Source organism: Bacillus sp. 01N45, from assembly GCF_056399205.1.
Map to the genome: position 1 here is coordinate 72,237 of NZ_JBFTQW010000003.1, position 19,795 is coordinate 92,031.

Sequence of the window (19,795 nt, forward strand, 5' to 3'; positions counted from 1 at the left end):
TCATATAATATGTGAGTTTTCTCTTAAAAGTTTCTCTAATAAAAAAAACAAACGACTTGCACGGTCATTTGTTTAATTCATATATACTTTTCGTTTCTTCTATCATTTTAGTTAATGAGAAATATCTCTCTGCTTTCTCTCGTGCTTTCAGTCTAATACGATTCACCTTTTCCTCATTTCCTTGTAGTTCCTCAAGCTCACTTGCAAACCCTAATTCGCAATATTCAGATACCAAAACACCTGATTCTCCATCTATTACCGCTTCATTTATTCCGCCAACATCTATTGAAACAATCGGTGTTCCTGTAGCCATTGCTTCAATTACCACCATTGGAAACACTTCACGAAAAGATAATAAAAGTAGGGCATTCATATTTCCTATAAACCTATGTGGCTCTGAAATATTCCCTAACATCTTTACACTTTGCTGCAATCCATACTTTTCTATTTCTTTCATAATAGATTCTTTTTCTGGTCCATCACCAGCAATATAAAACAAAAAGTCATCTCTTTTTTTTAACACATTTGCAATTTTTACAAATAATTGATGGTTTTTCTCCTTGGATAGTCTTGCTAATATCCCTATTTTATAAATAGATTCTGTCTTTTTCTGCTGGAATAAAAACTTTTCAATATCCACACCGTTATAAATTGTCTTTATTTTCTCTTCTGCTACATGCATTGAAATTAAATTATTTTTTTCAAACTCACTTACTGTAATAATATTATTCACATATTTATTTATAAAATAACGAAAAAGAGTTGGCATTTTCTTTTCTAATATCGTTACATTATGTTTCGTATACACGACTTTTATCTTTTTTTTCATGAACTTTTGAATTAAAAAGGCATATAATACCATTCGCAAACTATTTGCATGAATAAGTTCTATCTTTCGTTTACAAATCTCACTTCGTAAGTAATGAATATTTCTCAAATGATTCCATCGACTAAGTAACATGAAATTTTCTTTTCTAGTAAGAGACTCATATAGTTCTCCATCACCTGCAGCTGTATAAACCGTAAATTTCTCATCACGCAAATTGCTTTCCAATTTACAGAAATAACTCTCGGCTCCTCCAGTTATCAATTTATCTGTCATCAACAATATATTCATAATTGCGTCTTCCCAACTACATTGATTTTATTTTTTCTATAGGCATGATAAGCATACTTACTAAAATAGTAAAGGATTTGCACAGCATTAAGTCGCTTTTGTTCCCTTAATAATTTCCAATAACGAAAAGCGGCTCTAATTTTATTTCTCGAAACAGAATTTGCTACAATTCTATACTTCGCTAACACTTGCTGTATCCCTTTCGCTTCATGTCCTTCATGTAATAAGTTCAGCCATAACGCTGTATCTTCCGGCTGTACACTAGGCATTTCAATATGCGGAATTTTTTCACGATCAATCATTACTGTTAAACAACCGATAATTGTATTTCCTGCCAAACAATGATAGTCAACAAATTTTGGTACATCCACTTCACGATTTAGTTCATTACTGTTTTCATCGATTAAACTATACGATGCATATGAAAAGGCCGCATTCATTTCTTCCATAAATAACAATTGCGTCTTCAATTTATGAGGCAACCATATATCATCGCTATCTAAAAAGGCAATATACCTTCCTCTCGCCTCTTCAATCGCTATATTCCGAGCTTTAGCAGCACCAACATTTTCTTTTAATGATAATAATCTAATACGCGAGTCTCCTTCTATTATCTCTTTAATTTTTGCAAGAGATTGGTCAGTTGAAGCGTCATCAACGATAATCATTTCCCAATCTTCATATGATTGATTCTGTACAGATAAAATCGTCTCACCTATAAATCGTATACTATTATAAGAAGGTGTTATTACAGAAACATGAGGCGCCTTATTATGTGCTGATAGACATTTTACCATCTACCTTTCCCCTTCCTTCATATATTGAAATGTACTTCACAACCATTGCTAAAAATAAAAAGAACGCTTCGTTAATAATAAGTGACAATGACATCATCTGAAATAAAAATGCAATTATAGTCAATAAAAGGTACGGTTTTTCACGAAACAAAGTATACTGCGTTAACTTGAACATTAATATGAATAAAAAAGCGCTATATAAAAGAAAACCAATTGTACCCGATTCAGATAAAATTTCTAAAAATGTATTGTGTACATATAACTTTTCATTAAATTGAAACTCATAATAATTCGAAAAATTAAACGCACCGATTCCGATATATGGATTGGATAAATAATATTTAAAAGCAGCTTCCCATAATGTAAATCTACCACTTCCATTATCGTGCGAAAAATCAGAAATTCGTTTATTCAATATGTCATCCAATTGGCCACCCATTACACTATTTGATAAACTAAAAATCACTACACCAAATAATAGTAAACTTATCATTATTTTTATTTTTTTTGCAAAACTAGATGTACATATATATACAAAAACGACAAGCATAAGTGCTAATATCCCTCCTCTTGAAAAAGTTAATAAACTTGTCGTAACACATAAAATCAATCCTATAATGTTCGTCATATTATGTAGATTTGTCATATAATACATAAAAAATATTGTATTATAAAAAATAAAAATGTTAGGATCATCTAGCAAACCAATTAATCTTGGATACCCTCTATCAACTAATAGTCCAGCAAAAATTTCTCTCTCTTCTCCACCGTATAATCCAAAGTGCTGTAAACCGACTATATAAAGTATTAGGCTTACAACATTAAATACGAATCCTACATAGACGATAGATGATTCGAGTGTTGCTATTTCAACATTTCCTAATAAATTTCTCATTATAAAATAACACCCTAAAACAAGTAGCACACCAAGAATCATACGAATACTAGCATTTAAATATATAGAAAGAATTCCACTCAAACAATAGATGAAATAAAATAGTAAAAATACAACTTCATGAAAATATAGCTTTTGAATATGAAAGTTTTTAATTGTTAAACAAAAATATATAACTAAAAAAATCATATATATCTTCAGCGAAAATCCAATATATATGTTGTATTTACTTAACATGACAAATAATATTAAGAGCATAATCCATTTCATCGATATCTTTATATTATTTTCCATAGGCTATATCCCCTGTTTCGTAATATAATCCTTTTTGCGTGTTTTTCTTATAAACGAAAGAAGAAGTTTTTTCAGCTCGTAATCATATAGGAATATACCAACTACTACGATTAACGTATTCAGAACGAGCGCAATGAAATGATATGTGTGCAATATATATTGCACTCCAATAAAAGTTACGCCAAAATAAATTGTATACGGTATTACAATTTGGAATACAATTTTTTTCTTCACTACACTTACCGCTATATACCCAACTAAAGCCACAATTTCAAATAAAACCATAGCGTAAGCCGCTCCTATCACTCCACCAATACTACTAAAGCTATAAAGCATAATCCCACCTATCACTAATGCTATACATTGCACCACCGTTCTTTTATTTTGACGTCCACTCGTTGTTAAGCCGTCAGCTATAGCAATATTTAAACTTTGCAGCACAATGAGAAATGATAATATTTGGAGTGGTTCTACTGCATTTCTCCATTCCTCCTGAAAAAATATAGAAATAAAGTATGGCGCTAAATGATATAAACCTATCGTCATACATATTCCCACAATCGCCATTGATTTTATTTGAAGTAAGTTTAATTTCGTATGCTCTTCTAAATTATTCTGATTATAATGCTTAAAGAGTACTGGATAAAATGCACCTGCAATCACCCCTGGCACTTGATATAAAGCTGCTGGCATCCGATACGCCACTGCGAAAACACCTACCATACTTAATGGCAATGTATAGTTAAGTAAGATAGGTGCTAATTGTGGCGTACTCATTATTAAAAAACCACTAATAATAAAAGGTGTCAATTGCCAAAATAACGCTTTATGAATTACGACCTTCATATTCATACTCGTCTTTCTTTTCATTACATATATGCTGAATACACCACCAATCATATAACCAAATCCATATAAACGAGCAGTTATATAAACTGGTAACTCTACGAAAATACAAAAACATGTAATGATAATGACAACTGCCGCTGATACAACTTTAATAAGCGCTATATACTTCATACGCTCCGTCAGCTGAAAGTAGGCAATCCCTATATTTTGCCAAGTTAATCCTATTAACATGAAAAACATTACGTTTATCATCATATAAATCAAATTTCTATCCGCATACATATAATGAATAGCAATATAGCCGATTATAGAAATAAAAATAAGTAGAATCATCCTTACTTTTATATACGACGATAAAATTGTCTCTAAGTCTACTCCATCTTTTGCCCCTTCTCGAAGAAACGTATTCGTAAGTCCTAAATCTGTAAAAAATAACATAACAAACGTCACTGCTATGGCAACACTAAACATCCCATAATTTTGTGCATTAAAAAAATTTGCTAAAACAATTAAACTCACAGCCTGAAGAAGATTAGCTAAAATTGTGCTATAAAATAGATGGATAATATTATTTAAAATAGATCTCCCCATACCTGCTCTCCTTTGCAAGCAACCTACTTACATATATTTATCTTGCACCATTACCGTTCAATACTATTAAAACAGTTTTACATAAAATCCGAATATCCATCTTAATCGTTTTCAATTCAATATACTCCATATCCAATTTCAACTTTTCTTTCGGATCAAGATTATATCCTCCATTTATTTGTGCCCATCCTGTCAACCCTGGCTTCACTATTAAACGATCCTTGAATTCTGGAATATACGTATCAAATTGTTTATAAAAATACTCTCTCTCTGGTCTTGGTCCGACAAAAGACATATCACCTTTTAAAATATTTAAAAGTTGCGGTAACTCATCAATTCTCGTTTTCCTTATAAACGATCCAACTTTAGTAATTCTTGGATCATTTTCATTTGCCCATTGTGGTCCATTTATTTCAGCATCTTTTACCATCGATCTTAATTTAAATACATTAAATTTCCTTCCATTAATCCCTAAACGTTCTTGAAAATAAATTGGAGCTCCTGCTGTTTCGAAAGCAATCATAATACAAAAGAACAACATAATTGGTAGCGTTAATAGTAACAATATGAGTGAAAATATAATATCAAACAAGCGCTTTATACTTCGATTCAAAATACTGGTCTTTTCTTGAGCCGGAATCGTATACAACTTGGCTTGATTTGTTTCACGAATCATAGATCGTTACCCCCACATTCAAGAATATAAAACTATACCTATTAATTCACATTCTTTCCTCTTTATATTTGCTATCACTTTTTGCACCTTACGTAGGGAATCTTTTCGCTTTTTGACTGCTAAGACCACTCCATCGCATTTCCCTGCAATCATGTGCGTAGCAGGAAGCTCAAATACTTCAGAGGAATACAAGAAAATATAATCAAAATCTTCTTTCCACTTCGCCATTACATGATCAAATTCATCCGTAGCAACTAAAGGCGTTCCGGTGTGTACTGTTTTTTGGGCAGGAATACAATATAAGTATTTAGATAAATTACTAGAAAAAGATTCATAACTACAAGGGGAATCGTTTATTATATCGTTCACTGTTTTCGTATAATTGCTTTGTAATAGTAGATGTAGTTTAGGATCAGAAAAATTCACGTCGATAAGTAACACCTTTTTTTTCATCTCTGCAAACACTACCCCTAGATTTACTATAAGCGACGCGATAACACCTCTATCCTTCGTTGAAGTAACTGTGAACACTTGTTTCCCCGATTTTTTCAACTCGTGATACACCGTATAAAACTGCTCTTTCATAAAAGCATCATGCGGATTAAATGGCAGCTTTTTCTTTGTCTTAAACATCGACATGTTCACCTCGATATATAGATGATTGCGCATCAACTTCTGTAGATTTCTTTTTTCTATTCGGTTTCATATTTATGTGACCAATAACAGATACTGTTGTTATTTTCTCTAAATCTTGTTCCACGTATATACGCTCATCAAAATAATCTCGAAATACAGCTAAACCTATCCCAACAAAAAAACTAACAATTAAAGAGATAGGAATGATAAGTTGAAATTTCGGAAACAACTTTTCAGCTTTTTCCTGTAACTCAGGGTCAGTTAATATTTTTATCCCCTGTACATTCGTATACTGTTGAAAGCTTTTTTGAGATTGTTCTGCCAATGACTTTACAATTTCTTTGACGATTGTAGGATCCGAATCTTTTACTGTGACAGTAACGATTTGTGAGTTGTCCATATTCACCACTGAAATTTTTTGTGCTAATTCATAAGTTGATTGCTCTAATTTTAAATTTTTTTTAACCGTTGAAATAATGAGTGGACTTTTTAATATATCAACATACGACGTTACAAGTTGCTTATTTTCCTGTGTTTTATTCACTGCATTTTCCTTATTAAACCCATCTAAATTCCCAACGAGAATTTGCGTTGAATATTGATACGAAGGCTTTAATATATACATAGAAATAAGAATTAAAGAACCTGTTACACAACACATCGTCAAAATAATTGTTACTACTCTTCTTTTCAATAGCTGCTGAAAATCCTTCATACTAATTTCTTGCTTCAATTATTTCACCGCCTTTGTTTGAATGACATCCTGCAACTCACTTTCTGCAGATAGTCTTTTCTTTTCTAAATTCGATTGCTTTGTTATATACTTTCCGATCCTGAATGCAAATTTTTCTACAAACAAATAAGAAATTATTGCTAGTATAAACGAAAGAATGAGCGATAACATTAAAACAATAGGTAACGGAAATATTTCATGAAGCATATACACTAGGGAAAATAAAGATATGATGTGGTATAAATAAAGACTGTAAGAAATCTTCCCCAAATATAACAAGTATTTATTACGTAGCAAGGATGACAAAGTTGATACTGACAAGCTTAATATGACAAATAAACATGCACTTATCGCTACTACGTAGTCTCGAAATATAAAATTATTAAGCAAATTAATTTCTCCAACAAGCCCTTCATACATATAAAGTAAAACCGCAAATAAAAACCATGCAATTTTCTCATTTTTAGTACGATTACTATAAAAAACTATTAAATTATTTTTATATTTCGCAACTAGTGCTCCTAGTAAAAACAGCACTGTGTAATGCAGAGTTAATGCATAACTAGTTAATGTTAAACTTGAGTGAAATAAAAATAAAATCACGACAGAACATATACTAAAACTAAACAATGACAATAATGAATACCTCAACGTTTTTCGTAAACAAACCATCAAAACTAACGGAAAAATTATCGATATTCGCATTTCATGAACAAGTGACCAAATTACGCCGTTATATGCATCTGTATTATATTTCCCAATTAATAAAATATGTTGCGCTATTAAGCTTAAAGAACTTTCAATCGTCCATGAGCGATTAAACCATTCACTTAAATTAGAAATACCATATTTACTCATTGTAGTCTGGCATAAAATAGCTATAATTATTGCTACGATATATGGAATATAGATTCTACATATACGCTTTAAAAGGAATGATCCATAGCTATCGTAGTTTTTTTGAATGGATCTATACAAAACAAATCCACTCAAAACAAAAAAGATAATAACAGATTCGTTACCACTACTAAAAATTAGACGAGCAGGTGTTTCTTTTAATAGATAAATAACAAATGGTTTATTATCTTCATAACTGTAATTTTGAAATACTGAAAAAATCATTAAATGATGGCCAATCATTACTATTAATGAAGAAATTCCTCGTATAGAATCCAGTTCTTCATACCTATCCATCGTTTTACATCAACTCCTACTGAAATGATAATAATCATTTCAAAGCGACACCATTATTCATATTCCTCTCCTTTCTTTTCATTCCAATTTTTCATATTAAAATGATTTTATAGCGTAATTTTGAATGTATTGTAACATTTTTTGTAATATTATGGATAGTGAATCTTCAAAATTGATATATACCAATTACAACCTCGAAAAATGAATAATATTGACAGAAAAACACTATAAAAACATCTTGCATAGTTACAAAATTAAAGAGAGGAATAGAGTTTTTCAATATAAAATAAAAAAGATAGCCTTTAAAGGCTATCTTTTTTATTTTATTTAATTATTGGCACCACTATATGCTACATGTCGTTTCTCAATTCTCTCTTCAATTTCTTTCATATTTTCTTTATTATTTAATAGTGATTGTTTATTTTCAATTAATAATTGTTTAAAAGATTTTCTCACTTTTTTCTCATTTTCATTGTCCTCCTTGGGGGATGGTTTATATAAAAGATAAGGAATTATCTGTGTGCCCTTATAATAATTGATTGTTGTGAATTCCATTTGAACTTCATATGAAAATTCCATTTATTTTCTGACAACTTTGTGAACATACAAAAATGTGATCATCTTAAAACCATTTTGAAATTGCTTCATTTCATTATAAAAGTTGCTATTGTCATCAACTTCTATCAATATATTTTGTCGAAACATTTATATATTTAAAATTGAGTTCGATATAATTTTATTTACTACTATACTGTTCTTAAAAACAAAAAGAGGGGTGTTATATAAGTCAAAGTTTGACTTATATAACACCCCTCTTTCAAAACTATCTATAGCATATTGATTAATATTTCAGGTCTTCCCCAATTCATTTCTTCACAAACGAATCTAAGTTTTTCTTCATCCATTGTGTGTAATCCTTCTTCTAGTAAACATGAAATTGGAACTTCACAATGAATTTGTGCCAATTGTAATGAAATATTTAAGTTCTCTAAATCACTTTCAATCTTTGTGCGCTGCGCTTTCGTTAATGTTGCTACATTTTCTAGTACGGTTGCTACTGTTCCATGCTCTTGAATCAATTTATACGCTGTCTTTTCGCCGATACCTTTTACACCTGGGTAATTATCACTCGTATCTCCCATAAACGCTTTCGCATGCACGATTTGCCACGGCTCTACGCCTTTTTCTTCCATGATTTTCTCTGGTGTGTAATATTCGTAATTTCCAATTCCTTTGCGCAAGAGCATAACTGTAACGTTCTTATCAACAAGCTGAAGTAAATCCGTATCGCCTGTTAAAATATAAACTTCCGCTTCATTACAGTATTGTTTTGCAAGCGTACCAATACAATCATCCGCTTCATACCCTTTCATACCGATAACTGGAATAGACAATTTCGCAGTCATTTCTTGAACTAAATCAAATTGCGGAATTAATTCTTCAGGCGGCGCTACACGATTCGCTTTATAATTCGAGAACGATTCTGTTCTAAATGTCGTACTACCCATATCCCAGCATGTTACGATATGTGTCGGTTCAATTGCTTGCATAGCTGTTAATAAATGTTTCATATAACCATGAATCCCATTTGTAGGGGTACCATCTTGTCGTTTCATAAATTGTCCGTAGACACTTGTTGCGTAAAAAGCACGAAATAATAGTGCCATACCATCAACTAATAATACTTTTTTCATAATCCCTCTCCTACCAAAAAAATAATAACCCCACGTCATCACGTAAGGTTATATAAATAGATTACCATTCTACGTTTTTTCAACTTTGTCTATTATACATTGTTTTTGTATATTTAGCATCATTTACACATTAAGACGTTCTACTACAACAAGTATGAAGAATTCCTGTATACGTATTTTTCCCAGTCGAAACAACTACAGCCTTTGCATTTCCGCCAACAATATGAGTCCCTTTGAAACATACGTTTTCAAGTTCAAGTGGATTATAGTCTTTCATTCGTTTTAAAGGAATAAATCGTTTACGCTCAAGGTGATAGCAACTTTCAAATTTCTCAATACTTGCATCTTTTCCTGTTAGCACGGATTCATTTACTAATAAATCATTCGCGTAAATGATACGTACATCTGCTGGTACTGTATCACCTTCTGAAAGAAAAATCATATCCCCAGGAACAAGCTCTTGTACTGGCACATTCATCATTTTTAATTCACCGTTTAAACCTGTTACACTAGAACATTCTACTCGAGACACAGTAATTTTCTCACATTGTAATCCATCACGCACATATTGTTTTGAAAAACCTGGAATCATTCCACTTAGCTTCATCATTACTTCCGCAATACGCGCTCTTTTTGAAATTAATTCGTTTCGGCCGTATACTTGAATGCGTTTTTGTGCCTCTTTCATAGATAATCCGTCTCTTGTTGTTTTAAAATACGCAAATACAGATTTTACATCTCTCGTTGCGATTTCAATTAATAAATCTTTATTTTTTTGAAGCATTGTTTGTTCTTTCATTGATTTTTTACTTAATTTATATGACGTGTTACCCACAGTTTTGTTTGCATATAACATATTATCGTCTCCTCCTGTACAACATAGGAAGAAACGCTTTGTTTCTCAATTTATCCACTTTACCGTAACAGTGTTTAGCGCTTAAACATACATATAAACGCTACATTATGATAAATATAGAGGGAGGAACAAGTCGTTTCCTGCCTACATCATATATTTTTGATTTGAAGTATATGGGTAACGGAACCGAGTCAGAATTTGACATGCTCCTCACCTCCTCGTTTAATTTTATAGTTTATACTATGAAGTTACTCATAGATTTGTAACAAAAAGACCCTTACTCCGAAAAGAGTAAAGGTCATGGCATACACAAATAAACGATTCCTAAACAATTAGAAATCTACGGACCTCTCCCTCACCGAGTTTTAGCACTGTATAGCATAGGTACATTACCAGCTACGTTAAGAAAAACCTTAATTCGATCATTCCTGTTGACCCATTGGCGTCTCTCGACATTTTTGGGCAGTAGCATTTCTCTATACAGGAGCCTCACCTAACAGAGACTTATTTTTATTACATAGAAAATGTTACTCTTATTTAAAATAGATGTCAACAGTAGCCTACAATTTTTTCGAAAGGTATGGCGAACTAACGTATATAAAATAAAAACCTTTACGTCTAAACGTAAAGGTTTTAATAAGTTATACAACCAGCAATTACAATCCCAATGGAAAGCGATAAAAACATAAGAAAAAGACCGACTGCTTGATTATCTTCTTCAAGACTTTTGTTTATATTAAAGCGTGGTGTAAGCCACTCAGCTAAATAAAAGACGATAATTTGAGCCAAAATCCCAACGGCTCCCCACGAAACCATATCAAGAAGTGAAATGGAATTAGCTGCTGTCGAATATAAAACAATAGCTAACCCAAGTAATCGTCCTCCAAGTACATAGCTTACCGCCTTATTCCCTTGGGCCATTAACTTAAATTCTTTTACTTTCGTTGTCACTTCCATGAGGAACAGACCAATGCATAAAAGGCCCAGTGTTACTGCTAAATATAATAAAAAATTAATCATATACTTTCCTCCTTTTTTATACCTACCGGTAAATAGTACGATTCATTCCCCGTAATTTTTTCCCCAGCGCGAATACCGATACTACTCGCTTTTCCAGCAATTAAAAACGAACCAAACACATACGACAGTTTCTCCATCCCTTTCTCTGTTTCCAAAGATACGACTGGAAGTTCTGTATACTTTTGAAATATCGGCAGTGACGCTTTATACGTTTGGTGTGCATTTTGAATCATAATATTTTCGTCCTTATCGCGAACGGTAATTGTGTCTCCTTCTCTACCAAATGAAGGTTTTTGAACGAAAGAACCTTTTCCCAAAAATAAATCTCGTTCTAAATATGTAGGTAACATATATTCTTTAATCCACTGTTGTTCCTCATTTGTATAAAAGGCCTTTTCTTCTGCTAACCCCCAAATCAGACACTGAATTGATTTTGGCTGAAGTAAAAATGCTGACAAAGGATTTATTATAAAAAGCTTTCCGGCTTTTACAAGTTGCAACAGTTCCACACCTACGAAGTCTCCTGTTTCAGGATCTTGATCCTCAATTAAATCTTCTATCGGATATGTTTGGCGATATAAAATATCAATCTGTACTCCATCCCTATCCACTAAAGCATCTTTTGTAATTCTAAGTTCTGACATTGGCACTACTTTATTTTCAACATGGCATAACTGACTCAAATACATAGTCGTATTCCAATCCTCAATATGTTCATGATGTGCTGTAAAAACAACATTTGGGTTATCTATTCCCTTTGTCGCTTCCATTACGGCCTTTGTAACACCAGAAGATAGTAATCGTTCTTGACCCAAGTTTGGATCATCATAGCCTAGTTTTCCACAAACTTTTCCATTCATTTGAAAGCATTCCATAATAAAAGTTGGTGTATCACTATTAAACTCAAGCATTTTAATTTGGTTATCACTTGTTAAAACGAAATCAAATCGTGAAATAACAGATTCAGGATATAATCCTTTCATTCTAATAAACGATAAGCTTGCAGGAGGATACCCAAGTTCAAGAAGCTGTTCGTCACTTAAATTCCGCAAAAGTTTAGCAGTCTTAAAAAATATTTTCCCCATTCGTTCAGTTGCTAATTGCAATTGTTTCATAGTCTGATTTGTTATAGAGAAAACATGAAACAAACTATACTCACATTCATATAAATCCGACCAAAAATTCGGATATTTCGAATAAAACGCTTTTCGTTCTCTTATGTATTGCGACATATGTTAGCCCCCAAATCCTCCCTTTGAACCGCTTCCAATTCCACCTTTAAATTCCGCAGACGATTGATAAGATTTAAACGCCGATGAATTTTTAAAAGTGGATTTATTTTGATAGTAACTCCCACCATAAAAATAATGCCCACGATAACCTGACCTACTATCATCACACTGCCATACCCCAAGTTCATCATCCCAATCCCAATCTGAACAACTATTATCATTCGGTTTTGGGGGAAGATCTTGTGCGCAGCCAAATAAGGTGCCAGTCATTAAAGACGTTACGACACCACCTACTAGCCATTTCGTTTTTGTCACCTTCGCACTCCCCTTTTTAAATTCTATTCCTATTATATAAGATAGCATGATAAAGTAGAAGAAAAAGGAAGAAGAGGGATAAAATGCGCTTAGAATATCGACTTAATGATGAAACGAAAAGATATCCTGCTTTATGGAGCTACGCAAATATTTCTAACTCTGAAATCATCGCACGCATGACGTGTGAATATTTTATAAAGGATAACAAGACATATGTTGTTACTGCTACTTCAGTAGATCCAGACGGAACAGCAGTTATATATATTCAAAAAGAAGAGTTTGCAAATGACCCTTCAGATCCTACATACTCTCACATCGGTTTTGAGGTTAGAGAACTAAGTGAAACGAGTTCAAGCATAATAGATCGGAAAGATGTATGGAACTATGAAGAAATTTTGCCATCTCTTCATTCAGACCTTATATATATTCAGCGCGACGGCATGCATATGGAGTTCGCTTTAGATTCAAGAGAGATTGATGAAGATAGAAAGTGCTATATTTATTATGGAAACTTCACAGGTGAATCCAGATAAAATAGATATATGTATGCAACAAAAAAACCTTACGTATAAAACGTAAGGTTTTTATATAGCCCCACATATGCCGTTCTCTCTAGATGTCCATAAACCTGCTCTCACAGGTGGATGCTCTCACAAATGTTTGTAACTTCCTTCTTAAAAAGATGGCATGTTAGCTACATTTAAATATTGAACTTCCATATTAAACTTATTGGTTTAAGACATGCATAAGCTACGTACACCGTAGGAATTTTATATAATGTTAGTTGAAATAAGACCCCCGCACGTGCCGCTCCTCGTAAATGTCCAAAAACCCGCTACTCGCAGGTGGATGCCCTCACAGTTACCGTACATCTTCCTCCACAAGGAAGGCTTGATGATGGTCGCTAAATATTGAGCTTCCGTATAACTAACATCGGTTTTAGACATAAATAAGTTACGTACACCGCAGGATGTATTATTTACTTGTCGTTATATTATCACATTGTTTCCAATGTGTAAAATACAAAGTTTTTCGAGCAATTTCTTGCTTGTGACCTTATTTTAATACAAATTATTTTTGCATGCAAGTGATTAATCTTCTTCTTTTGCAATTTGATTTTCTGGATAAGAAATCCAATCACTCCAGCTACCTGCATACAATTTAACATTTTGGAATCCAGCTAATTTCAATGCAAGGATATTTGGACAGGCTGTAACACCAGAACCACAATATACAATTGTTTCCTTATCTTTCGAAAGATTTCGGAATCGTTCTTGTTGCCCAGCTTCATTCTTAAATTGCCCTGATTGTACAATTCCATCCTTCCAAAAATAGTTTACTGCTGTCGGAATATGTCCTGCTTTTGGATCAACTAGTTCCTCTACACCAGCATAACGTTTTGGCTCTCTAGAATCAATTAACGTAACATCTGCACCTGCATGAATATTCTCTCTCACCGTTTCCATCGTTACAAGCATATGATCTTGTACATTTGCTTTGAATGTTTTTCGTATAGCAACAGGAATTTCCATTGTTATCGGTAGTCCATTCTCTTTCCAAGCTGGAAATCCACCATCTAATATATATACTTTCTCATGTCCTACATAGTTTAATAACCACCAGAGACGAGAAGCATTTGCACCCGCTTGACTGTCATATGCAATTACTGTCGTATGTTCATCAATACCAGCTTGTGAAAGCTTGTCTGCAAACTCCTCAATATTCGGCAATGGATGGCGACCACCATGTTCTGTTACAGGACTTGATAAATCTAAATTCAAATCAAAATATAATGCATGAAGAATATGTTCTTCCTCATACTTTTCTCTACCCCAATTAGGATTCGCTAAATCAAAACGACAATCGATTATACGGACATTCTCATCTTCTATATGCTCACGTAACCATTCGACTGTAACTATCATCTTTAACGACCTTCTTTCTCTTGCAAACGACTTACATACTCCATAACCATTTCTTCTGTAACATATTTACGCTCTAGTGTAACACCATTTTTTGCAAGATCATTAATTTGCTTTGTTACAACATTAATGACATCAACCGAAAATTCTTTCCCATTTGACGCAAGAGATACGGCTGCTTCAATAGCTGCTTCACGCTGCGCATCTAATTGTAAACATGCTTTTACACTTTCATTTTGTTTACGAGAATGTGCTGTAATTGCTTTATGTACTTCCATCTTCTCTTCCCCCTAAATAAGTTATACGTTCTCATTCAATTCCATTGCAAGCCGAATCATATCACGGCATATAATCCCATTTTCAATAATCTCTTCTTCATAATGCTTCGAAAAGTAATCAAAATCAATAGAAAAAATACGAAATCCACATTTTTGATATAAAGCAAGTTGTGAAACACTAGAATTGCCCGTACCAACTTCAAGTTTTGACATACCATATCCTTTAGCAGTTTCTACGGCATGACTTAATAGCTGCTTTCCAATCCCTTTTCCTTGCAAATGCTCTACAACCGCAATATTCATAATTTCCATCGTCTTCGGCCTTGTTTCCAAAAGAACATATACACCGACAACTCTCTCCTCTTGCTTAGCTACATATGTTTTCCCTCTTTGTACATATGTATCAATTTGCCCCTCACTTGGATCAGCAAGCAATAATAAAGGTTTCGGTATAGCTTCTTTCGAAATATACTCTATTACTACACACATAAAAAACTCCCCTTTCTCTATTGTTCTAAACCCTCCTTGTCTACCATAAATAATAGAAAGGAGGGATTCACCATGGACAACAATGAGAAAAAGTGCAACGTCATCTCTATTGATGGAAAGAAGAAGAAAAGCGACACGTATTCCTACCCAAAATTAGTAGTAGAAAACAAAACATATGAATTTTCTTCATTCGTCTTATGCGGTGAAACACCAGACGGCAGACGCCTCGTTCTTACTCATATGATTTCTACCGATGAATTTGCTGGGTTTGTCAAATCTTTAGATACAGTATTGCAAAAGAAAATTGAACGAATCTTTTTCTCATAACGACTATATCACATAAATTTCTTTTTCAATCTCTACTAACTGCTTTTGCAATTGTTCTTTACTTTGTTCATATAGTGATACATCAATTGTTTCAGCCAATGCAAATAATACACTTTCATAATAATTCATCACATCTTGCTGCATCACTTTTTGGAATAAGTTCCATTTCAAATCCCACTCTTGCTTATAATGATGAACAAATATATCTTTTTCATCAGCTACATAGTTTGATACGAAAGGCTCTAATACAACTTTAGCCTCTTCTTGCATGAAAGCTTTATCATTTTTTTCAAAAAAGCTTTTTTCATTTTTAAAATGCGCCAGTGCTTTTTTGAAATCTTTTATTTCAACTGAAGGGAACGGTTCTTTATGTGCAATATCTTTATATTCATAATCCACTGTTCCACTCATAGAAATTGATTCATTTTCTACTTTACAGTTCACCACAATTTCATTCTTTGCACGCTTCATCGCTTCATCTATCCATTTCTCAAGGCGTAATGATGTCGCACGCATTTCTTGTAGTAAATCATGCTGAATAAATGCCACTAATTCCATAACGCACTGTTGCAACTGCACTTTCACATTCCCATCCGTTCGCAGCGATGCTGGATTAATAAATTCAGTAAACACATCGTTATAGCGTAGGAATAGACGCTGTTGCACGTAATAAAGCAATTCTTTCACTTCATTTTGCATCGCCTGCTCTTCAGCAAGCACACTATATGATGAAATAATATGAAGTAGCTGATCACGCTCTGCTTCATATTTTTTCGTTTGCTTCTCTTTCTCTTCATTCCCCTGCTTTGCACCGTTTATCATATTTACTAAAAGCTGATCTGCTCCTTGCAATGTACCATATAAAGCGTGAACAGATACGAGCATTAAATCTCTCATCATAAAGGATGTAAATGATTCCTCGAACTTAGCAATCCCAGAGTTTTGTAAAATACCGTACTTCTCTTTTTCAATATTCTTTCCTTGCTTCTCTTCAAGTGCACATAAACTTGAAATTGCAAATAAACGCGGATTTCTAATACCGTATTGCAGTAGCTGGTCTGCGATATAACCTTTTACCATTTCAAGTTCTTCTTCAGACTCTGCTAAATCGGCCGCATTAATTAAGAAGAACATTTTATCAAGTGCAAAAGTATCCTTTACACGACCAAGCTGGATTAAGAATTCACGGTCAGCACGAGAGAACACATGATTATAATACGTTACAAATAAAATAGCATCTGCGTTTTTAATATACTGGAACGCAACGTCCGTATGGCGGGCGTTAATAGAATCCGCTCCAGGTGTGTCTACAAGCGCTACTCCTTGCCTTGTTAAAGCACAATCATAATAAAGCTCCATGTACTCAACAAAACATGATTTTTCTTCATTCGCTACATAATCAGAAAACTCTTCTAATGTAACTTGTACTTGCTCCCCTAAATGAGCAGAAACCGTATCATACCCTTTTTGTACCGCTCTTAAAAAGCTAAATGTTGTTTTTTGCTTCCCAGTTGGTGAAGGATATTTCATAACTTTATCAATTTGTGCTAACGCTGCATCTAACGTAGTAATCTCATAATGAAACAACTTATAAACAGCTTTCATATCTTCTAATAGAGCTTGCTTTGATTTGAATTGAACCATTACTGTTCCGTGTGGTTTTTCCTCTGTAACCGGCAAAATTTGATTAATCGTTGCCGTCGTCGGATTTGGTGATACAGGAAGTACATTCCCACCAAGCAATGCATTGGCAAATGATGATTTCCCAGCACTAAAAGCTCCGAATAACGCTACTGTAAATTGTTTCGTTTCCACACGACGCCTTTTTTCTATTACCTCTTGCTGTACATGTTTCAGCGCTGGCAATGGCTCTAATATCGTTTCAGCTTTCTTCACTTTCTCTAATATACGCTGAATATTTAAAGCTGCTGTTCCTTTTATCTCTTCCTCACAAGCCATTACGTTATCGTTTACGCTTTCCTGCTCTTGTAGTGTGAATTTCTCACTAACAATTTGTATTTTACTTTGCAATATCTCCTCTATTCGCAAGCCTTCTGGTGTAGCAACACGCTCGTGCCAAACATTTTGCAAATAACTTTCATATGTCTCTAAATTGTTACTGTATTGCAATTGCGTTTCTTTTGCCGTTTGCAACATCATATATTTTTCAATCTCTTCTTCAATGCGTGCAACTGCTTCCTTCACCTTTTGCTTTAAAACGACTGCACTTTTATCAAAAATTTGCTGCGCTTTTGTAAAATAACGTTTCTTCAGTTCATTCGCTACATCCGCTGTATAAAGAAGTAAGTAATCACCTGTGAAACCTGCACCTTGTTTAATGACTTCAGCTAACATTTCTGGTCCAAAAGCAATTTCTAAAGCATATATGTCTTTCCCAATTTCCTCTGTGAACAATCCTTCTTCTTTTAAGAAGGCAACAATAAATTCTTTCACATGAAAATCAAGTTGCGTTTCAACAGTCTTTTGCAAAGCAGAATAAAAAGCATCTAAACGTCTCTGTTTTTCTTGCTCCGTCTTTCCTTTCGCAAACAACAAACCGACCTTAAATTTAGTTAATTTCGTTTCTAAATACGCATTTGCCAATTCTCTCATTTCAAATGGCATTAAATACGCGTTATCTAATATAGCTTGTAAGCCTTTTATAAATTCGTTTCTCACATGAGATTCTTTACTAGCCTCGCGTTGTTTAGTTTCCGTTAGCTCTTCTTTCTTTTCAACTATCTCTGAAATAGAAAGCGGCGATGCTAGCTCTTCCTCATATTTCAAAAGAGCTTTTTCATTTTCTGAAAGAATAAATGAAAAATGTTCCCCCATTAAATATTCTGTTTCTCGCTCCATTCCATCTCTTACATACTGCACTTTTTCTTTCATAATAGAAGTAATTAATGTTTCTAAGCTCCCAATTTCATTATGTGTATGGTTCATCATTCGTAATGAAGTATAATACACTCCATCTACTTCAATATCCCAGTTAGAGAACGATTGTTTTACACTATCTTTATAATCCTCAAACGATAATTCATTTTCTTTATGTTTATCTATTTGATTTACAACGAGATAAACCGTTTTATTACGTTGTTTCAATTCTTTAACAAATTGCAAATTCACTTCCGATTGGACGTGATTATAATCCATCATATAAAAAATCACGTCTGCTAGATGCAGCGTTGATTCTGTCGCTAATTGATGGGCATCATCTGTTGAATCAATCCCTGGTGTATCAACTAACATAACACCCTCAGGAATTGGCGCATCATTCCGATAAATATGAACACCAATTACCTCATCACCGTCTTTACAAATTTGTTTTAATTCTTCAGCTGAATATGCACCATCATATTCGTACTGTTCTCCAGATTTAACTGTTACAACAACACGATCCATTCCTTTTTCAATTTTGACAACGTTAGCGCTTGTCGGAATTGGACTTGTTGGTAACAACTGCGCTTTATATAGATGATTCATCATCGTTGATTTCCCTGCAGAGAAGTGACCGCAGAACGCTATCATAAGCTGTTCTTGTTTATATTTTTGAATCACCTCAAACAACTTTACACTATTCTCTGCATCGCCGTGTTTTTGCCACTCTTCATAAAAACAAACAAGTTTTTTCATACCGTTTGTCTGTACTATGTTTGTCATCCCCTTGTTCCCCTTTATCCAAGATGTATATACTTTTTCCCGCTATTTGCGAGCTCATAATCCTCAGGAGATACATCCCCTCATCGATTACAGTTTCACTTTACTATCATACTAAATTTTCAGCATATTCTCATTAAAAATAAAAAATCCCTTTCATTCTTTTTACAAATGAAAGGGATTTTATGTCATATCACTCATTTTGCTGTTCCTACTCCAT

Annotated in this window: 20 protein-coding genes, 2 other RNA genes and 1 riboswitch; of the genes, 2 read left to right on the forward strand and 20 right to left on the reverse strand. The window is 33.5% G+C overall.

What is annotated here, in order from left to right:
- Nucleotides 1-64: 64 nt before the first annotated feature.
- The 14 genes from AC1DMU_RS08065 to AC1DMU_RS08130 form a co-directional block, all read right to left on the reverse strand.
- Entirely contained in the window at nt 65-1,117 is a 1,053-nt protein-coding gene (locus AC1DMU_RS08065; protein WP_088062743.1) for a glycosyltransferase family 4 protein, read from the reverse strand.
- Nucleotides 1,114-1,914, reverse strand: coding sequence for a glycosyltransferase family 2 protein (locus AC1DMU_RS08070; RefSeq protein ID WP_087985579.1), 801 nt, complete (start codon nt 1,912-1,914; stop codon nt 1,114-1,116). Before AC1DMU_RS08070 ends, AC1DMU_RS08065 begins: the two co-directional genes overlap by 4 nt.
- Nucleotides 1,889-3,103 carry an O-antigen ligase family protein gene (locus AC1DMU_RS08075; protein WP_088062742.1) on the reverse strand — a complete coding sequence of 405 codons (1,215 nt, stop codon included), beginning with the start codon at nt 3,101-3,103 and terminating at the stop codon, nt 1,889-1,891. Before AC1DMU_RS08075 ends, AC1DMU_RS08070 begins: the two co-directional genes overlap by 26 nt.
- A gap of 3 nt (nt 3,104-3,106) precedes the next feature.
- Entirely contained in the window at nt 3,107-4,543 is a 1,437-nt protein-coding gene (locus AC1DMU_RS08080; RefSeq protein WP_141542765.1) for an oligosaccharide flippase family protein, read from the reverse strand.
- Between the two features lie 37 nt (nt 4,544-4,580).
- Nucleotides 4,581-5,219, reverse strand: coding sequence for a sugar transferase (locus tag AC1DMU_RS08085; RefSeq protein ID WP_060489669.1), 639 nt, complete (start codon nt 5,217-5,219; stop codon nt 4,581-4,583).
- A gap of 18 nt (nt 5,220-5,237) precedes the next feature.
- Nucleotides 5,238-5,858 (reverse strand): CpsD/CapB family tyrosine-protein kinase, encoded by a 621-nt coding sequence (locus AC1DMU_RS08090; RefSeq protein ID WP_137035195.1) that lies wholly within the window; start codon nt 5,856-5,858, stop codon nt 5,238-5,240.
- Complete coding sequence (locus AC1DMU_RS08095) at nt 5,845-6,588, reverse strand: YveK family protein (protein WP_088062739.1); 744 nt, start codon at nt 6,586-6,588, stop codon at nt 5,845-5,847. The genes AC1DMU_RS08090 and AC1DMU_RS08095 overlap by 14 nt, the downstream gene beginning before the upstream one ends.
- On the reverse strand, nt 6,589-7,782 hold the full coding sequence (locus tag AC1DMU_RS08100) for an acyltransferase family protein (protein ID WP_087985574.1): 1,194 nt from the start codon (nt 7,780-7,782) through the stop codon (nt 6,589-6,591).
- 327 nt (nt 7,783-8,109) lie between these two features.
- Entirely contained in the window at nt 8,110-8,238 is a 129-nt protein-coding gene (locus AC1DMU_RS08105) for an FbpB family small basic protein (RefSeq protein ID WP_001231982.1), read from the reverse strand.
- A gap of 371 nt (nt 8,239-8,609) precedes the next feature.
- Nucleotides 8,610-9,476, reverse strand: coding sequence for a 5'-3' exonuclease (locus AC1DMU_RS08110; protein ID WP_087980021.1), 867 nt, complete (start codon nt 9,474-9,476; stop codon nt 8,610-8,612).
- A gap of 130 nt (nt 9,477-9,606) precedes the next feature.
- Nucleotides 9,607-10,332, reverse strand: a complete 726-nt coding sequence (locus AC1DMU_RS08115; protein WP_088062738.1) for a P-type ATPase actuator domain-containing protein — start codon at nt 10,330-10,332, stop codon at nt 9,607-9,609.
- Nucleotides 10,333-10,674: 342 nt separating this feature from the next.
- Nucleotides 10,675-10,840: riboswitch (M-box (ykoK) riboswitch) on the reverse strand.
- A 125-nt stretch (nt 10,841-10,965) separates the two neighbouring features.
- Complete coding sequence (locus AC1DMU_RS08120; RefSeq protein WP_000606860.1) at nt 10,966-11,352, reverse strand: DUF350 domain-containing protein; 387 nt, start codon at nt 11,350-11,352, stop codon at nt 10,966-10,968.
- A complete protein-coding gene (locus AC1DMU_RS08125) occupies nt 11,349-12,584 on the reverse strand; it encodes a glutathionylspermidine synthase family protein (RefSeq protein ID WP_088062737.1) in 1,236 nt (411 codons plus the stop codon). Before AC1DMU_RS08125 ends, AC1DMU_RS08120 begins: the two co-directional genes overlap by 4 nt.
- Nucleotides 12,585-12,587: 3 nt before the next feature.
- Nucleotides 12,588-12,899, reverse strand: a complete 312-nt coding sequence (locus AC1DMU_RS08130; RefSeq protein WP_000169026.1) for a hypothetical protein — start codon at nt 12,897-12,899, stop codon at nt 12,588-12,590.
- An 83-nt stretch (nt 12,900-12,982) separates the two neighbouring features.
- On the opposite strand from AC1DMU_RS08130, the gene AC1DMU_RS08135 reads away from it, so the two are divergent.
- Nucleotides 12,983-13,432 carry a hypothetical protein gene (locus tag AC1DMU_RS08135; protein WP_088062736.1) on the forward strand — a complete coding sequence of 150 codons (450 nt, stop codon included), beginning with the start codon at nt 12,983-12,985 and terminating at the stop codon, nt 13,430-13,432.
- Between the two features lie 54 nt (nt 13,433-13,486).
- Here AC1DMU_RS08135 and ssrS (AC1DMU_RS08140) read toward each other — a convergent pair.
- The 5 genes from ssrS (AC1DMU_RS08140) to AC1DMU_RS08160 form a co-directional block, all read right to left on the reverse strand.
- Nucleotides 13,487-13,670: non-coding RNA, 6S RNA (ssrS, locus tag AC1DMU_RS08140), on the reverse strand.
- A 21-nt stretch (nt 13,671-13,691) separates the two neighbouring features.
- Nucleotides 13,692-13,874: non-coding RNA, 6S RNA (gene ssrS / locus AC1DMU_RS08145), on the reverse strand.
- A gap of 116 nt (nt 13,875-13,990) precedes the next feature.
- Nucleotides 13,991-14,824 (reverse strand): sulfurtransferase, encoded by an 834-nt coding sequence (locus tag AC1DMU_RS08150; RefSeq protein ID WP_000637539.1) that lies wholly within the window; start codon nt 14,822-14,824, stop codon nt 13,991-13,993.
- A 2-nt stretch (nt 14,825-14,826) separates the two neighbouring features.
- Nucleotides 14,827-15,099 (reverse strand): YpbS family protein, encoded by a 273-nt coding sequence (locus AC1DMU_RS08155; RefSeq protein WP_000451816.1) that lies wholly within the window; start codon nt 15,097-15,099, stop codon nt 14,827-14,829.
- Nucleotides 15,100-15,120: 21 nt separating this feature from the next.
- Nucleotides 15,121-15,588 carry a GNAT family N-acetyltransferase gene (locus tag AC1DMU_RS08160; RefSeq protein WP_088062735.1) on the reverse strand — a complete coding sequence of 156 codons (468 nt, stop codon included), beginning with the start codon at nt 15,586-15,588 and terminating at the stop codon, nt 15,121-15,123.
- Nucleotides 15,589-15,660: 72 nt separating this feature from the next.
- Here AC1DMU_RS08160 and AC1DMU_RS08165 point away from each other — a divergent pair, with 72 nt between their 5' ends.
- Nucleotides 15,661-15,915 carry a DUF3931 domain-containing protein gene (locus tag AC1DMU_RS08165; protein ID WP_000369740.1) on the forward strand — a complete coding sequence of 85 codons (255 nt, stop codon included), beginning with the start codon at nt 15,661-15,663 and terminating at the stop codon, nt 15,913-15,915.
- A gap of 3 nt (nt 15,916-15,918) precedes the next feature.
- On the opposite strand, the gene AC1DMU_RS08170 is transcribed toward AC1DMU_RS08165, so the two are convergent.
- A complete protein-coding gene (locus AC1DMU_RS08170) occupies nt 15,919-19,578 on the reverse strand; it encodes a dynamin family protein (protein WP_215559019.1) in 3,660 nt (1,219 codons plus the stop codon).
- Nucleotides 19,579-19,795 lie beyond the last annotated feature (217 nt).

Coding starts and splice junctions, on each gene's coding strand:
- AC1DMU_RS08110 (WP_087980021.1), bottom strand. CDS start 9,476: ATGAAAAAAGTATTATTAGTTGATGGTATGGCACTATTATTTCGTGCT.
- AC1DMU_RS08160 (WP_088062735.1), bottom strand. CDS start 15,588: ATGTGTGTAGTAATAGAGTATATTTCGAAAGAAGCTATACCGAAACCT.
- AC1DMU_RS08165 (WP_000369740.1), top strand. CDS start 15,661: ATGGACAACAATGAGAAAAAGTGCAACGTCATCTCTATTGATGGAAAG.
- AC1DMU_RS08135 (WP_088062736.1), top strand. CDS start 12,983: ATGCGCTTAGAATATCGACTTAATGATGAAACGAAAAGATATCCTGCT.
- AC1DMU_RS08155 (WP_000451816.1), bottom strand. CDS start 15,099: ATGGAAGTACATAAAGCAATTACAGCACATTCTCGTAAACAAAATGAA.
- AC1DMU_RS08090 (WP_137035195.1), bottom strand. CDS start 5,858: ATGTCGATGTTTAAGACAAAGAAAAAGCTGCCATTTAATCCGCATGAT.
- AC1DMU_RS08100 (WP_087985574.1), bottom strand. CDS start 7,782: ATGGATAGGTATGAAGAACTGGATTCTATACGAGGAATTTCTTCATTA.
- AC1DMU_RS08080 (WP_141542765.1), bottom strand. CDS start 4,543: ATGGGGAGATCTATTTTAAATAATATTATCCATCTATTTTATAGCACA.
- AC1DMU_RS08120 (WP_000606860.1), bottom strand. CDS start 11,352: ATGATTAATTTTTTATTATATTTAGCAGTAACACTGGGCCTTTTATGC.
- AC1DMU_RS08070 (WP_087985579.1), bottom strand. CDS start 1,914: ATGGTAAAATGTCTATCAGCACATAATAAGGCGCCTCATGTTTCTGTA.
- AC1DMU_RS08085 (WP_060489669.1), bottom strand. CDS start 5,219: ATGATTCGTGAAACAAATCAAGCCAAGTTGTATACGATTCCGGCTCAA.
- AC1DMU_RS08065 (WP_088062743.1), bottom strand. CDS start 1,117: ATGAATATATTGTTGATGACAGATAAATTGATAACTGGAGGAGCCGAG.
- AC1DMU_RS08150 (WP_000637539.1), bottom strand. CDS start 14,824: ATGATAGTTACAGTCGAATGGTTACGTGAGCATATAGAAGATGAGAAT.
- AC1DMU_RS08115 (WP_088062738.1), bottom strand. CDS start 10,332: ATGTTATATGCAAACAAAACTGTGGGTAACACGTCATATAAATTAAGT.
- AC1DMU_RS08170 (WP_215559019.1), bottom strand. CDS start 19,578: ATGACAAACATAGTACAGACAAACGGTATGAAAAAACTTGTTTGTTTT.
- AC1DMU_RS08125 (WP_088062737.1), bottom strand. CDS start 12,584: ATGTCGCAATACATAAGAGAACGAAAAGCGTTTTATTCGAAATATCCG.
- AC1DMU_RS08075 (WP_088062742.1), bottom strand. CDS start 3,103: ATGGAAAATAATATAAAGATATCGATGAAATGGATTATGCTCTTAATA.